The organism is Ilumatobacter nonamiensis YM16-303 (assembly GCF_000350145.1).
GTDB classification, from domain to species: domain Bacteria; phylum Actinomycetota; class Acidimicrobiia; order Acidimicrobiales; family Ilumatobacteraceae; genus Ilumatobacter_A; species Ilumatobacter_A nonamiensis.
In genome coordinates this window covers 1-11,870 of sequence record NZ_BAOL01000066.1, presented here as the reverse complement: position 1 = coordinate 11,870, position 11,870 = coordinate 1, and the positions used below count along the sequence as shown (strand labels likewise).

Here is an 11,870-nt window from a genome sequence, read left to right as displayed (position 1 = left end):
CCTGCCAGTCGGCGTCGTGAATCTTGTGGTGATGATGCACGCAGACCGGAAGGAGATTCTGGAAGTCGGTGGTCCCGCCCCGTGACCACCATTCGACGTGATGCACCTTGCATCGGTCGAAGTGCGTGGTGCAGCCGGGGATGGCGCACGTGCGGTACAGGCCCCGCAACGCCCGGCGTTGATCACGGGTCGCATGTCGTGCTGCTCGCCCGAGGTCGAGTTCGCCGGGAGCGTGGATGACGATGCCGTTGCGAACCGCGACGACCGACACGTTGCCGTCCTGGCACCGGTGGGATCGAGCATCGGCCATTTCCCGGAGTACACGCACGGGGAGCTCGATCGGCAGTCCCCAGTCGACGGTCGGCTCGCCGTGGCCGTTGTCGCGATCGATGTCGATCACGGCGACGATCTCGCTCGCGCCGGTGGCTCGGGCGCCCCGACGGCGATCGGGGTCCTGCTCGATGAGGTGAGCCAAGGCGAGCGCCTTCAGGTGCTTCTGCTTCTCGACGGGATCGGTCGGACACGTCGCGGGTGTCGTCTCGGCGAACAGCGCGTCGAGGGCGCGGTCGAGTCGTCGATGCAATCGCGCGCCGGTCAGCGGATCGAACGAGGCGCGCAGATTCCACATGCCGTCGTTGTCGACCCAGCTGGACAGCCGGGAAGCGCGCTGTTGGCGAGCGAGTCGGGCTTCACCATCGTCACGCTGAATTGCATTGACCTCTCGACTCAGTCGGCGACGGAACTGTTCGACGGTGTCATCGGTCGCCGCCGTGAGCAACGACTCGGATCGATCGAACAACTCGTCGCGCTGGTTGTCGTCGAGGCGCTTGCCGGCGCGGGTCAGCTCGTCGACGTGGCCGGTGGTGATCGTTCCGCGGGTCAGGGCCTCACTGAACGAGGTCGCCTGCCCGAGGGTCTCTGCCCGTTCGGTCGTGGCGGCCGCGTCCCGCAGCGAGCATCGCCCCGCTCCGGCGATCGACGCCTCGGGGAACGCGGCGGCCGTGGCCAGCGCCCCGACGAGGACCGACTCGGTCGCTGCCAACCACGAACGCAGCGAGGTGATCGTGCCGAGACCGGCCTCGAGTTCTGCATGGTCGTCCACGTCGCCGGCCACGACGGCATCGCGCAGATTGGCGAGGCGCCTGATCTGCTCTGCCTGGCAAGATGACCTCATACGAACAAGTGTACGGGAGGGGTGTGACAGAGAAATGAGATCGACGATCCCGGGCGCCGTTCGGTTTCTCGACCCGGTTCCGTCTCGCCGGTTGCTCCGGAACCGGGTCGGGAAGATCGCCCGGCAGACCGGGTCTACTGATCAACGATCCGGGCGTCGGCCTTCGACTGTTCCGTCGGTGCATCCTCGCCTCGGGCCCACCACCAGGCGTACGTGATTCGGCCGGGCTCGGGTACCTCGACAACGACCTCCATCACGAGCGGGCCAGCGGGCTGTGCCTGCACGAAGCGGCCCGAGTTCGCTTCGATCGCGATCATTTCTGTCACGAACGGAGCCTCGGAGTGAGCGATGTACAGCCGATCTCGGCCGTCGGGGCCCGGTGCGAGGAGCGAGTGCTCCCGATGTTGAACACCCTGCTCGCGCGAGGTCGCCTCGTAGTCGATGGAGATCCCACCGTTCGGTAATCGCTTCACGTCGATCCGAGACACGAACGGTCCGCTCTCAGGACCGTCGCCGGTCCCGAAGTAGATGCCTGGCGAAGCAGCAAGCGTGGCGGAAAGGGGCATTTCGCGAACCTAGTCGTCAGCGCGATCGCGCAGTTTCCAGCGACGCCCCGTTGACCATGATTCAGTCAGCGCTGTATAGTTCACTGTGTGCTGACACTTACCGATCGTCATGCGGCACTGCACCGACTCGGTCGAGCGCTCGCCGATCCCGGGCGCTGCAACATTCTCGTGGCGCTGCTCGACGGGCCGGCCTACCCCGGCGATTTGGCCGCATCGCTCGGGTTGACGCGCTCCAACACGAGCAACCACCTCGCGTGTCTGCGGGGATGCGGGTTGGTGAGCGCAACCGCGGAAGGGCGTCAGATCCGCTACGACATCGCCGACCCCAACCTCGCTCAGGCGATCCGCAACCTCCTCGAAGTGGCCGTGGAGACCGATTGTGAGCGCTGACGTCGCCTTCGCCCCGTCCGTCGACCGAACAGCGGTCCTGCAGCGTCGTGTCCGACTGCTCGTCGGCGCCGTGATCGTCTACAACGTGCTCGAAGCAGCGACCGCCATCGCGGCCGGGGCCCTCGCATCGTCGACGGCACTCGTCGGCTTCGGGCTCGACTCCATCGTCGAGGTGACGTCCGCGCTCGCGATCACGTGGCAGTACGCCCACCACACACCGAGCGACCGCGAGCAGCGGGCCCTCCACATCGTGGCCTACTCGTTCTTCGCGCTCGCCGCGTACGTGACCGTCGACGCGGTGCTGTCACTGACCGGAGGTCGCGAGGCCGATCACAGCTCCCTCGGGATCGGGCTCGCCGCACTCAGCTTGGTCATCATGCCGATCGCCTCCGTGGTCGAGCGTCGCCTCGGTGAGGAACTGGGATCGGCGAGCGTGGTGGCCGACTCCAAGCAGTTGCTCTTGTGCAGCTACCTCTCCGCCGTCCTGCTGGTCGGCCTGGTGCTCAACTCCACGTTGGGTTGGAGTTGGGCTGATCCGATCGCCGGGCTCGTCATCGCCGGGCTCGCTGTGCGCGAGGGCCGAACGGCGCTGCGCGGCGACGTGTGCTGTGCTCCGCCCTCGGCGATTCTGTCCGAGTCGTCCGACAGCTGCTGTTCGTGAACGCCGACTCCGCCCGTCGGCGTGCGGCCTACCGGACCGAACGCGATCGTGCCCGCCGCGCCTTCGCCGAGGACGATGGATCCGCAGGGTGGCGCCATCTCGAACGGGCCCACGTGCTCGCCCAGCCCGATGCGATCCCGCACATCGGGAGTCACATCGCGATGCTGCGCCGTGCCCTCATCGAACGTGACCCGGGGGAAGCCGCCGGCCAAGTGCTGCGTGCGCTTCTCGCCGGGCCAGCGTCGGTGACCGGGCGCATCCCGACGGGCAACGACGGTCGAGCACGAACGCCACTGTCGGAACGAATGCCGATCCCGGACGATCTCGCTCCCGTCCTTCCGAATCTCCCGGCCGGTCAGAGCGAGTCGTCGAGGAAGAGACAGAACGGATGACCCTCAGGATCGAGCATCACCCTCACGGCGTCCTGCGGTTGATGGTGTGACAGCACGGCGCCCTGTGCCTCGGCCCAGCTGACGCCGACATCGAGGTGCATCATCCACGGCGAACGGCCGCTCGAGCGCGCGCCGAGCCTCTCCAATCGGTCGGTTTCGGCGGAGGTTCGACCGCGGAACATCGGGGGTACGTCTCCGACATGAGGAACGGAACATCCGAGAAGCAGGCGCCCGAGATCGTCGACGCGGAGCCGCAGGTGACGATGTCCATGCGGGAGGTGGTCCCGATGGCCGAGATCAGAGACTTCTTCGACCGCTCGTTCACGATGCTCGCCGAGGTGATCGAGCGTCAGGAATTGACGATCGTCGCTCCCGCCCACGCGATGTATCGGGGCGCGCCGGGCGAGACGGCCGACGTCGAAGTCGGGTTCCGGACCGAACCCACCGCCGATCCGGAGGGGCTGGTCATGCTCGGTCGGCTGCCCGGAGGACGAGTGGCTCGCGCGGTCCATGTCGGAAACTACGAACGTCTCTCCGAATCGTGGGAACGCCTGCGGGCGTGGGTCGATGACGAAGGCCTGGTTCCGACCGACGAGTTCTGGGAGGTCTACCTCACCGAACCGACCCCGGACGCCGATCCCGATGACATGCGCACCGAGCTGAACTGGTTGCTCGGCGACTGACGCCGCATCCCCATGGCGACCCGTCGACGTCGCACTGTCCGGTCGTGTGCCGCCGCTGTGGTGCGGAATCGAGTCAGCGACGTGGCGGCTACCGTCGGATGCCATGGCCTTTGCTTCCTTCGAGCTCGTGGCGCTCGACTGCCGGGATCCGCACGCACTGGCGTCGTTCTACGCCGGAGTCGTCGGCGGTGAGATCACGCAATCCGGGGATGACTGGGTGGAGTTGCGGCTTCCCGCCGGCGCGAACATCGCGTTCCAACTCGATCCGACCCACCATCCCCCGGACTGGCCGGACGGCACCCCACAGCAGGCGCACCTCGACTTCCGCGTCGACGACCTCGACGTCGGCGAGCGTCAGGTTCTCGAACTCGGCGCCGCCAAGAGTGCCACGCAACCGAGTCCCGACGCATGGCGTGTCTTCACGGACCCGGCGGGCCATCCGTTCTGTCTCGTGAAGGCCTGATCCGTCGCACCGAGGATCCCGGCTGCGCGCGGATCAGGAGACGACGACCTCGCGACCGTCGAGGCCCTCGTCGAGCGCGACCGTCACCGATTGCTCCACTTCACCGGCGAGGCATGACCGAGCGAGCGCGTCCTCGGTGATTCCCACCAGGAGGGCGACCACGACCTCGTCACCGTCGGCGGTTGCCGTCGCGTCGGCGGCGGTGCAGTTCGGGTCACCGGAGGTGAACCGCACGACGAGCTGCTCTGGGTACGACTCGGCGATGTCGATTCCGTCGATCGGGTGTGGCTTCGGGTCGACGACGGGTCCACCGACATTGCCCGTACCCAGCACGTCGCCCGAAGAGGGCACCGTGCCGACCGTGGGATCGCTCATCGTGTCGCTGGCGGCATCGGTGGACGCGGACGGTTGATCAGTCTCGTCGGAACCGCACGCAGCGAGCACAACGGCGGCGACCAGCGCGGTGGCGATCATCGATCGGAACGAATGCATCTTCGTGATCATCCTGTTCTGACGTCGTTCGGGGACCAGCGGTTCCCACCGATCGTGCCAGGTCGCGGTCAGTCGGCGGGGTCGAGGGCGGGGGTGATGTCGCCGGCGCCGAGTGTGCCGACCTTGCGGTACACGTCGAGCTTGTCGCGGGTGTCGGCGATGTCGAGGTTGCGCATCGTCAGCTGGCCGATGCGATCGAGCGGCCCGAAGGGAGCGTCGTGGACCCGCTCCATCGACAGGCGGTTCGGCTCGTAGGTGAAGTTCTCGCCGACGGTGTTGGTGATCGAGTAGTCGTCGCCGCGACGCAGCCGGACGGTGACCTCGCCGGTGACGGCCGCACCGACCCAGCGCATCAGCGGCTCGCGCAGCATCAGGCACTGCGGGTCGAACCAACGGCCCTCGTAGAGCAGGCGCCCCAGGCGGCGTCCCATCGTCGTGTAGTTCTCGAGCGTGTTCTCGTTGTGGATCGCCGTGAGGAGGCGTTCGTACGCGATCTGGAGCAGCGCCATGCCGGGCCCCTCGTAGATCCCGCGCGACTTGGCTTCGATGATCCGGTTCTCGATCTGGTCGCTCATTCCGAGCCCGTGGCGGCCGCCGACCGAGTTCGCTCCGATCACCAGGTCGACCGGTGACGCGAACGTTGCGCCGTTGATCGTCGTCGGCCAGCCCTCCTCGAAACCGATCGTCACGTCTTCGGGCTCGATCTCGACCGAGGGGTCCCAGTGCGGGACGCCCATGATCGGTGTGACGATCTCCATCGAGGCGTCGAGCTCCTCGAGCGACTTCGCCTCGTGGGTGGCTCCCCAGATGTTCGCATCGGTCGAATACGCCTTCTCGACCGGGTCGCGGTACGGAAGTCCGCGCTCGACGAGGAACTCGCTCATGCCTTGACGGCCGCCGAGTTCGTCGACGAACTCGGGGTCGAGCCACGGCTTGTAGATCCGGAGCACCGGGTTGACCAGCAAGCCGTAGCGGTAGAACCGCTCGATGTCGTTGCCCTTGTAGGTCGATCCGTCGCCCCAGATGTCGACGCCGTCCTCGTGCATCGTGCGGACCAGCAAGGTGCCGGCGACCGCCCGCGCGAGCGGGGTCGTGTTGTAGTAGGTGCGGCCGGCGGTTCGGATGTGGAACGCACCGCACTGCAACGCGATCAGACCTTCGTGCACCAGCTCGTCGCGGCAGTCGACGAGTTTGGCCTCCTCGGCGCCGTAGAGCTTGGCCCGATCGGGGATCCCCGCGAGGTCCGGCTCGTCGTACTGTCCGATGTCCGCGGTGTAGGTGTAGGGCATCGCACCGCGCTCGCGCATCCAGGCGACGGCGGCCGACGTGTCGAGTCCGCCGGAGAACGCGATCCCGACTCGCTCGCCCGCGGGGAGCTTCGTCAACACCTTCGCGGTGGACGGGGGTTTCGGGTTCTGCGGCTCGTTCGGGGCGTCGGACACGGCCGAGACGATAACGGCACGGTCTCCGAGCCCGACGGGAATCGGTGATCGGATCGTCGGTGGAATCCGTCAGTGAGGTGCGGGAGGCAGCGTCGAGGGCGGCCCGGACACGACCACGTCCGATTCGGCGTCAGCAGTGGGATCGACGGGATCGGTGGCCGGCGCGACCCGATAACGACCGGTCAGGGCGGTCGCGGTGACGATTGCCAACAACCCCGCAACGGTCATCTCGGCGATCCCCAGTCCGATCGAGCGGGAGAAGTCCGGGACCGCTCCCACCACGGCGAAACCGGTCCCGATCGCACTGATCAGGACCAGCCGTGGGGTGTTGTAGATGATGCACAGCAGCATGACCAGACACAGCAGGAACGGAAGAAGCTTGACCAGCAGGAACGTCGGCTGCGCGCGCGGGCCGATCCACCACGTACCGATCCCGATCTGCACGCTCGCGTTCCAGATCGCGGCGTACGCGAAGAACGCGAGCACCCACGCCAGCCCGAGGAGGAGGCGCCACGACGGCGTGAGATCGCCCGGGCGGCCCTGGACCGCCACCGGAGCGGCGGGGGCCACCGGAGCGGCGGGGGTGGTGCGGCTCGCGGGGTCGGGCGGAGGGAGCGGCAGCGCGTCGGCGGATTCGCTGGGCGTCGTCGACATCGCAGCGCACGATACTGGCGCCACGCACCGTCCGACCCGCGCCGTGCGCCTCGGGCGTGCGCCAGTAGCCTGCGACCGCGATGATCGACGTTCCGACCATGGAGTCCGTATCGACGACGGAACGGTTCGAGAAGCTCTCGATCTTCTATCCGATGTGGAACGAGGAGCTGTACATCGAGCGCGCGCTCGATGCCGGCCACCGAGCGGCGCGTGGTCTGCTCGAGCGGGGCGACATCGGCGACTACGAGCTGATCGTGATCGACGACGCGTCCACCGACCGGACGCCCGAGATCGCCGACCGCCTCGCCGCCGAGGATCCGCGCGTCCGTGTCGTCCATCATGCGAAGAACCGCAAGCTCGGCGGTGCCATCAAGACCGGGTTCGAATCGGCGACCGGCGACCTCATCCTGTACACCGACGCCGATCTGCCCTTCGACATGGCCGAACTCCCGCGCGCCGTGCGTCTGTTGAGCGACTACAACGTCGACCTCGTCAGCGCCTACCGCTTCGACCGCACCGGCGAGGGGTACCTGCGGCTGGTCTACACGTTCGTGTACAACCTGCTCATCCGGTCGATGTTCGGCGTGAAAGCGCGCGACATCAACTTCGCCTTCAAGCTCTGTCGGGCGCGGCTGTTCGAGCACGTGGAACTGCAGAGCGAGGGTTCCTTCATCGACGCCGAGCTGGTCATCCGGTCGACGCGCCTCGGTTTCGAGATGCTGCAGTTCGGCGTTGACTACTTCCCGCGGACGCGCGGCGAGTCGACGCTCAGTTCGCCGGGCATCATCTGGACGATTCTCCGCGAGATGCGGGAACTCCGCAGCGACCTCGATGCGATCGAGGCCCTGCGCAAGGACTGACCGATCCGCTGCGACCCTCCGAAAACAGGGGCAATCCGACCGGACGTGAGGGTCGGCGCGAGATATCGTTCCCGAAGCGGCGAATGCCCGACTCGATGATGCCGCGAGCAACGTGAACCAGGAAACTTCGCCGCCTCCCGCCGCCCGCTGGTTGCCAGCTGGTGCCGCCATCGCGGTCCTCGGCATCGTGATCGTGGCAGGAGTTGCGCTCGGCAACGGCGACGGCGAGTCCGTGTCAGGCGACGACCCGGTGACGCCCTCGACCGCACTTGCTGTTCCCGACTCGGTTCCCGACGTCATCGCCGCGGTCCCGACCACGGCGCCCACCACCAAGACGCTCCTCGACCGCACGTTGCGCAAGGGCGTGGCCGGCAGCGACGTCCAGGACGTTCAGCAACGGCTCACCGACCTCGGTTTCGCGCCCGGTCCGATCGACGGGATCTACGGCGACGAGACGATCAAGTCGGTCTGGGCGTACGAGAAACTCGTGCTCGGCGTCGAGAGCAACCAGCCGACAGGCGAGGTCACGCCCGACATGTGGTCCGCGATGCAGGAACCGTTCGCCGTCCAACCGCGCCGACCGAACGCCACCAAGAACCACACCGAGGTGTACCTGCCCGAGCAGGTTCTCGCGATCTTCCAGGACGACGTCCCGGTGCTGATCACCCACATGTCGAGTGGCACCAACGAGGAGTGGTGCGAGGAGGTCACGATCGATGTCGGCGAGTACGGGAACCGGGACGGCGAGGAGCCGATCGAGCGTGGCGAGTGCGGGATCTCGAACACGCCGGGTGGCGTGTTCGAGTACTACCGCCAGGTCGAGGGCATCCGTGACAGCGCCCTCGGGAGCATGTGGAATCCGGTGTACTTCAACTACGGGATCGCCATCCACGGCGCGCTCAACGTCCCGCTGCAGCCCGCATCACACGGGTGCATCCGAATTCCGATGGGGATCTCCGAGAACTTCCAGGAGTTGCTCTCGATGGGCGACCAGGTCTTCGTGTGGGACGGTGAAAAGGAACCCGAGGAGAACGGTTCCCCGCCGCCCACGTTCAACTGGCTCGATCCCGACTACGTGACGACGACCACGACGCCCGAGACGACCACCACCGTCGCCGAGTCGACCACCACGCCGGCGCCACCGTCGACCGCGCCACCGGCGACCGCTCCACCCACCCCACCCAGCACCGCTCGGCCCACGACCACCACCACGACCACGACGACGACCACGACCACGGTCGTACCGACGCCACCGACCGCTGCGCCCGCCGCTCCCTGACCGCGACGGGCAGCTCGACAACGGCTCGCCCGGTCGCCCAGCGTTCTCGTCGCGATCCGGCCCGGGCGGTGGGTCGATCCGCGACGAGAACGGAGGCCGGTTCGTTCGCGGGGTGGGCAATCCGTACGATCGCCGGATGGACGTTGACGACCGGGCCGAGTACGACGAGTTCTCCTTGTTCCACGAGAACGTCGCCGAGTTCGACCTCGGGCTGACCGATCTTCCGGAGGTCGTGCGGGTCGAGACCGCGCTCGACGGCGACGCGCAACGTCGCGTGAGTGCACTGCGCTGGGGAACCGGACCGGTCGAGGTGGTGTTCGTGCACGGTGGTGCTCAGAACGCACACACCTGGGACACCGTGGCGCTCGCTTTGGGCCGGAACGCGCTCGCGATCGACTTGCCGGGCCACGGCCACTCGGGCTGGCGGGACGACGGCGCCTACACACCGATCAACCTCGCCGACGACATCGCCGTGGCGATCGAGGCGCAGGCTCCGACGGCACAGCTCGTCGTCGGGATGTCACTCGGGGGCTTGACGTCGATGGAACTCGCCGTTCGCCACCCCGAACTGGTCCGTCACCTCGTGCTGGTCGACATCACCCCGGGCGTGAACCAGCAGAAGGCGAAGGCGGTGATCGACTTCGTCGACGGTCCCCAGGAATTCGCGAGTTTCGACGCGCTCCTCGAGCGGACGATGGAGTTCAATCCCACGCGGTCGGAGTCGTCACTCCGGCGCGGGATCCTCCACAACGCACGTCAAGAGTCGGATGGATCGTGGCAGTGGCGATACGACCGTTCGAGTCACGTTCGTTCCCGCGACCTCGAGGAGTCGGACCTCGCCGGCTCGCCGATGTGGGACGACTTCGGTGCGGTCGCCAGCCCCATGACGTTGGTCCGAGGGTCGCTCTCGCCGGTGGTGGACGACGACGACGTGGCCGAAGCTCGCCGACGTCAGCCCGAGCTGACCGTGCACGTGGTCGACGGCGCTGGTCACAGTGTGCAGGGCGACCGACCGATCGAACTCGCGGCACTGCTCGCGGAACGGTTGACCTGAGCGCCTGGTCAGAAACAGGCGTCGATGCCCTGGAGCGTGCCGAGCCGGAACGCACTGATCTTCTCGAACGCGGAGCCAAGGACGTCGGTGTCGTTCGTCGGATCGCCGATGAGGATGGCCATCTGGAGCGCCTCGGTCAGATCGTTCGGGGATGCCCGTGCGTCGCGGCCGGGGTCCCGCGGTTCCGGGAGGGTGATGAACCCGTTCTCGTCGAGCACCGGGAGTCCGTTCGCGTCGATGACGGGAATGACCGATCGGACCCACGAGCCGACGAGGCAGTCGTTTCGAAGTTGGCGTTGTTCGCCCGTCACGGTCGAATCGTTCGACTGCTGGGCCGCCTCCGCCCACACGATTCCGAGCAGGTACCCCGGAGCGAAATCGCCGATCACATATCGCTCGCGCGCGACCGGCTCGTTGAGGTAGACGGTGTTGGTCTCCGCGCAGAGTTCGACGCCGAGCTCGAACAGTCCGAACGGGACCGCGCAATCGACCTCGTCGATCGATGAGACCGGTTCGAGGGTGATCGGTTCGAAGTTCGGGAACTGGGCATCGAGGTCGTTGTCGTAGAGCAGGTTGAGGTCGGGGACCAGGAATCCGAACAGCTCGTCGTCGCCGAACCCGAACGCGGCGTTGCCCTCGGTGCGTTGGTCGGCGACCGTGCCGAAAAGCGGAGTGAGCGGAAGTGGCTCGTCGAGCAGTTGTGCACATCGAGCGAGGCCTTCCTGGAAACCGACCTGGAACGCGCCGACCCGGTCGAACCCCGAGCCGTGTCCGCCGGGCTCGTTGGGGTTCGTTCCGACGGGGTCCTGGACCTCGATCATCGCGATCAGCCCGGCCCGGATGTCGTCGTCGTCGAACGGAACGCCCTCCGCAGCGCCGCCCGCGGCGCGACCGGCCCAGGCTCCGGCGATGCAATCGGCCTGCTGCTCGGTCGTGACGGTGGGAAGTGGGTTGTCGAACGCGCCGATCCGGGACTGGACTGCATGTCCGTACTCGTGTGCGAGCACGATGCCGATCGTGGCCGCACCGAACTGTGTGGCGAGTTGTCCGAGGAGCCCGTCCGGGTCGTCGTCGTACACGATGAAGTCGCCCAACGGGCAGTAGAACGCGACGAACTGGCGTAGCTCCTGATAGCTCGTGACGGGTTCGCCGCATCCGGGAAGCTCTGAGGTGCGCTCGGGGTAGCCGGCGAAGACCTGACCCTCGAGTGGCTGGTACGGGAGACCGAACACCGGCTCGAATTCGGCGCGCAGCCAGGTGTCGATGTCGGACAGCGCAGCGAGCAGGAATCCGTCGTAGGTGCGCTCGGGTTTGTTCTCGCCGAAGTTGATCGCGCCGGGGTCGATGTCGGCCGGATCGATCTGGGGGTCGTCGGGCTCGCCCATCGGGTCGGCCGGCTCGATCGTCGTGTTGCGGTTCGGGGGATCGGTGGGCTCGGTGGGTTCCGTCGTCGACGGGTCGGCAGGGTCCGCTGGATCCGCGGGGTCGACGGGATCGTCGGAGGGCTGGAACGGGTCGTCGGGAGCCGCCGCCGGGATCTGATCGGCGCGTTCGGTGACGACCAGGACGTCGCGCGATCCGCACGCCGCGATCACCAGCGCCGCGATCACCGCGACGGCGATCCGCTGTCCGAAGAGTCGCGTCCTGGCGCGCGGTGCGTCCACGGCGACGACTCTACGACTGGATCGCACGACCAGCATCGCGCCCCCGTGGTTCACCCGACCCACCCGTTCTCGTGATCTTCTCCGGCGCTCCGTGCG

Annotated in this window: 15 protein-coding genes; 8 read left to right on the top strand and 7 right to left on the bottom strand. The window is 67.3% G+C overall.

The features are described 5' to 3' along the window. Positions 1 to 1,174: HNH endonuclease signature motif containing protein (locus ON45_RS07975; protein WP_148288576.1), on the bottom strand; the 1,174-nt coding region annotated here is incomplete at its 3' end. Positions 1,175 to 1,308: 134 nt separating this feature from the next. After that, entirely contained in the window at positions 1,309 to 1,740 is a 432-nt protein-coding gene (locus tag ON45_RS07970) for a hypothetical protein (RefSeq protein WP_040493116.1), read from the bottom strand. An 87-nt stretch (positions 1,741 to 1,827) separates the two neighbouring features. Between ON45_RS07970 and cmtR the strand changes: the two genes are divergently transcribed. From cmtR to ON45_RS07955, 3 genes are read left to right on the top strand one after another with little or no spacing between them, the layout of a single operon-like run. Further along, complete coding sequence (gene cmtR, locus ON45_RS07965) at positions 1,828 to 2,130, top strand: Cd(II)/Pb(II)-sensing metalloregulatory transcriptional regulator CmtR (protein ID WP_040493115.1); 303 nt, start codon at positions 1,828 to 1,830, stop codon at positions 2,128 to 2,130. Next, entirely contained in the window at positions 2,117 to 2,791 is a 675-nt protein-coding gene (locus ON45_RS07960) for a cation efflux transmembrane domain-containing protein (RefSeq protein WP_373281584.1), read from the top strand. Before cmtR ends, ON45_RS07960 begins: the two co-directional genes overlap by 14 nt. Then, positions 2,788 to 3,183 (top strand): DUF3703 domain-containing protein, encoded by a 396-nt coding sequence (locus ON45_RS07955; protein WP_051062713.1) that lies wholly within the window; start codon positions 2,788 to 2,790, stop codon positions 3,181 to 3,183. The genes ON45_RS07960 and ON45_RS07955 overlap by 4 nt, the downstream gene beginning before the upstream one ends. On the opposite strand, the gene ON45_RS23620 is transcribed toward ON45_RS07955, so the two are convergent. Continuing rightward, positions 3,147 to 3,365 carry a VOC family protein gene (locus ON45_RS23620; RefSeq protein ID WP_051062712.1) on the bottom strand — a complete coding sequence of 73 codons (219 nt, stop codon included), beginning with the start codon at positions 3,363 to 3,365 and terminating at the stop codon, positions 3,147 to 3,149. The two genes, ON45_RS07955 and ON45_RS23620, sit on opposite strands and share 37 nt — an antisense overlap. Positions 3,366 to 3,383: 18 nt before the next feature. Between ON45_RS23620 and ON45_RS07945 the strand changes: the two genes are divergently transcribed. Together ON45_RS07945 and ON45_RS07940 are read left to right on the top strand one after the other, a co-directional pair. Then, positions 3,384 to 3,866: a GyrI-like domain-containing protein gene (locus tag ON45_RS07945; protein WP_040493113.1), complete on the top strand. Its 483-nt coding sequence runs from the start codon at positions 3,384 to 3,386 to the stop codon at positions 3,864 to 3,866. 103 nt (positions 3,867 to 3,969) lie between these two features. Next, positions 3,970 to 4,329, top strand: a complete 360-nt coding sequence (locus tag ON45_RS07940) for a VOC family protein (RefSeq protein ID WP_040493112.1) — start codon at positions 3,970 to 3,972, stop codon at positions 4,327 to 4,329. A gap of 33 nt (positions 4,330 to 4,362) precedes the next feature. On the opposite strand, the gene ON45_RS07935 is transcribed toward ON45_RS07940, so the two are convergent. The 3 genes from ON45_RS07935 to ON45_RS07925 all read right to left on the bottom strand — a co-directional run bounded on the left by ON45_RS07935 (position 4,363) and on the right by ON45_RS07925 (position 6,917). Further along, positions 4,363 to 4,821 carry a hypothetical protein gene (locus tag ON45_RS07935; RefSeq protein ID WP_148288575.1) on the bottom strand — a complete coding sequence of 153 codons (459 nt, stop codon included), beginning with the start codon at positions 4,819 to 4,821 and terminating at the stop codon, positions 4,363 to 4,365. 68 nt (positions 4,822 to 4,889) lie between these two features. Then, on the bottom strand, positions 4,890 to 6,263 hold the full coding sequence (gene argG, locus ON45_RS07930) for an argininosuccinate synthase (protein WP_051062711.1): 1,374 nt from the start codon (positions 6,261 to 6,263) through the stop codon (positions 4,890 to 4,892). A 69-nt stretch (positions 6,264 to 6,332) separates the two neighbouring features. Then, a complete protein-coding gene (locus ON45_RS07925) occupies positions 6,333 to 6,917 on the bottom strand; it encodes a hypothetical protein (RefSeq protein ID WP_040493110.1) in 585 nt (194 codons plus the stop codon). Positions 6,918 to 6,997: 80 nt separating this feature from the next. Between ON45_RS07925 and ON45_RS07920 the strand changes: the two genes are divergently transcribed. The 3 genes from ON45_RS07920 to ON45_RS07910 all read left to right on the top strand — a co-directional run bounded on the left by ON45_RS07920 (position 6,998) and on the right by ON45_RS07910 (position 10,110). Beyond that, positions 6,998 to 7,777, top strand: a complete 780-nt coding sequence (locus ON45_RS07920; RefSeq protein ID WP_241432174.1) for a glycosyltransferase family 2 protein — start codon at positions 6,998 to 7,000, stop codon at positions 7,775 to 7,777. A gap of 112 nt (positions 7,778 to 7,889) precedes the next feature. Next, a complete protein-coding gene (locus ON45_RS07915) occupies positions 7,890 to 9,056 on the top strand; it encodes a L,D-transpeptidase family protein (RefSeq protein ID WP_040493109.1) in 1,167 nt (388 codons plus the stop codon). A 136-nt stretch (positions 9,057 to 9,192) separates the two neighbouring features. After that, the gene (locus tag ON45_RS07910; RefSeq protein WP_040493118.1) at positions 9,193 to 10,110 is read left to right on the top strand and encodes an alpha/beta fold hydrolase; all 918 of its coding nucleotides are present in this window, start codon (positions 9,193 to 9,195) and stop codon (positions 10,108 to 10,110) included. Positions 10,111 to 10,118: 8 nt separating this feature from the next. Here ON45_RS07910 and ON45_RS07905 read toward each other — a convergent pair whose 3' ends face one another. Then, positions 10,119 to 11,774: a neutral zinc metallopeptidase gene (locus ON45_RS07905; protein ID WP_040493108.1), complete on the bottom strand. Its 1,656-nt coding sequence runs from the start codon at positions 11,772 to 11,774 to the stop codon at positions 10,119 to 10,121. Positions 11,775 to 11,870: the final 96 nt, after the last annotated feature.

Bases quoted from the DNA above. Each gene is read 5' to 3' on its own strand.
- ON45_RS07920 (WP_241432174.1), top strand. From the start codon at position 6,998: ATGATCGACGTTCCGACCATGGAGTCCGTATCGACGACGGAACGGTTC.
- ON45_RS07970 (WP_040493116.1), bottom strand. From the start codon at position 1,740: ATGCCCCTTTCCGCCACGCTTGCTGCTTCGCCAGGCATCTACTTCGGG.
- ON45_RS07925 (WP_040493110.1), bottom strand. From the start codon at position 6,917: ATGTCGACGACGCCCAGCGAATCCGCCGACGCGCTGCCGCTCCCTCCG.
- ON45_RS07935 (WP_148288575.1), bottom strand. From the start codon at position 4,821: ATGCATTCGTTCCGATCGATGATCGCCACCGCGCTGGTCGCCGCCGTT.
- ON45_RS23620 (WP_051062712.1), bottom strand. From the start codon at position 3,365: ATGTTCCGCGGTCGAACCTCCGCCGAAACCGACCGATTGGAGAGGCTC.
- ON45_RS07910 (WP_040493118.1), top strand. From the start codon at position 9,193: ATGGACGTTGACGACCGGGCCGAGTACGACGAGTTCTCCTTGTTCCAC.
- ON45_RS07945 (WP_040493113.1), top strand. From the start codon at position 3,384: ATGAGGAACGGAACATCCGAGAAGCAGGCGCCCGAGATCGTCGACGCG.
- ON45_RS07940 (WP_040493112.1), top strand. From the start codon at position 3,970: ATGGCCTTTGCTTCCTTCGAGCTCGTGGCGCTCGACTGCCGGGATCCG.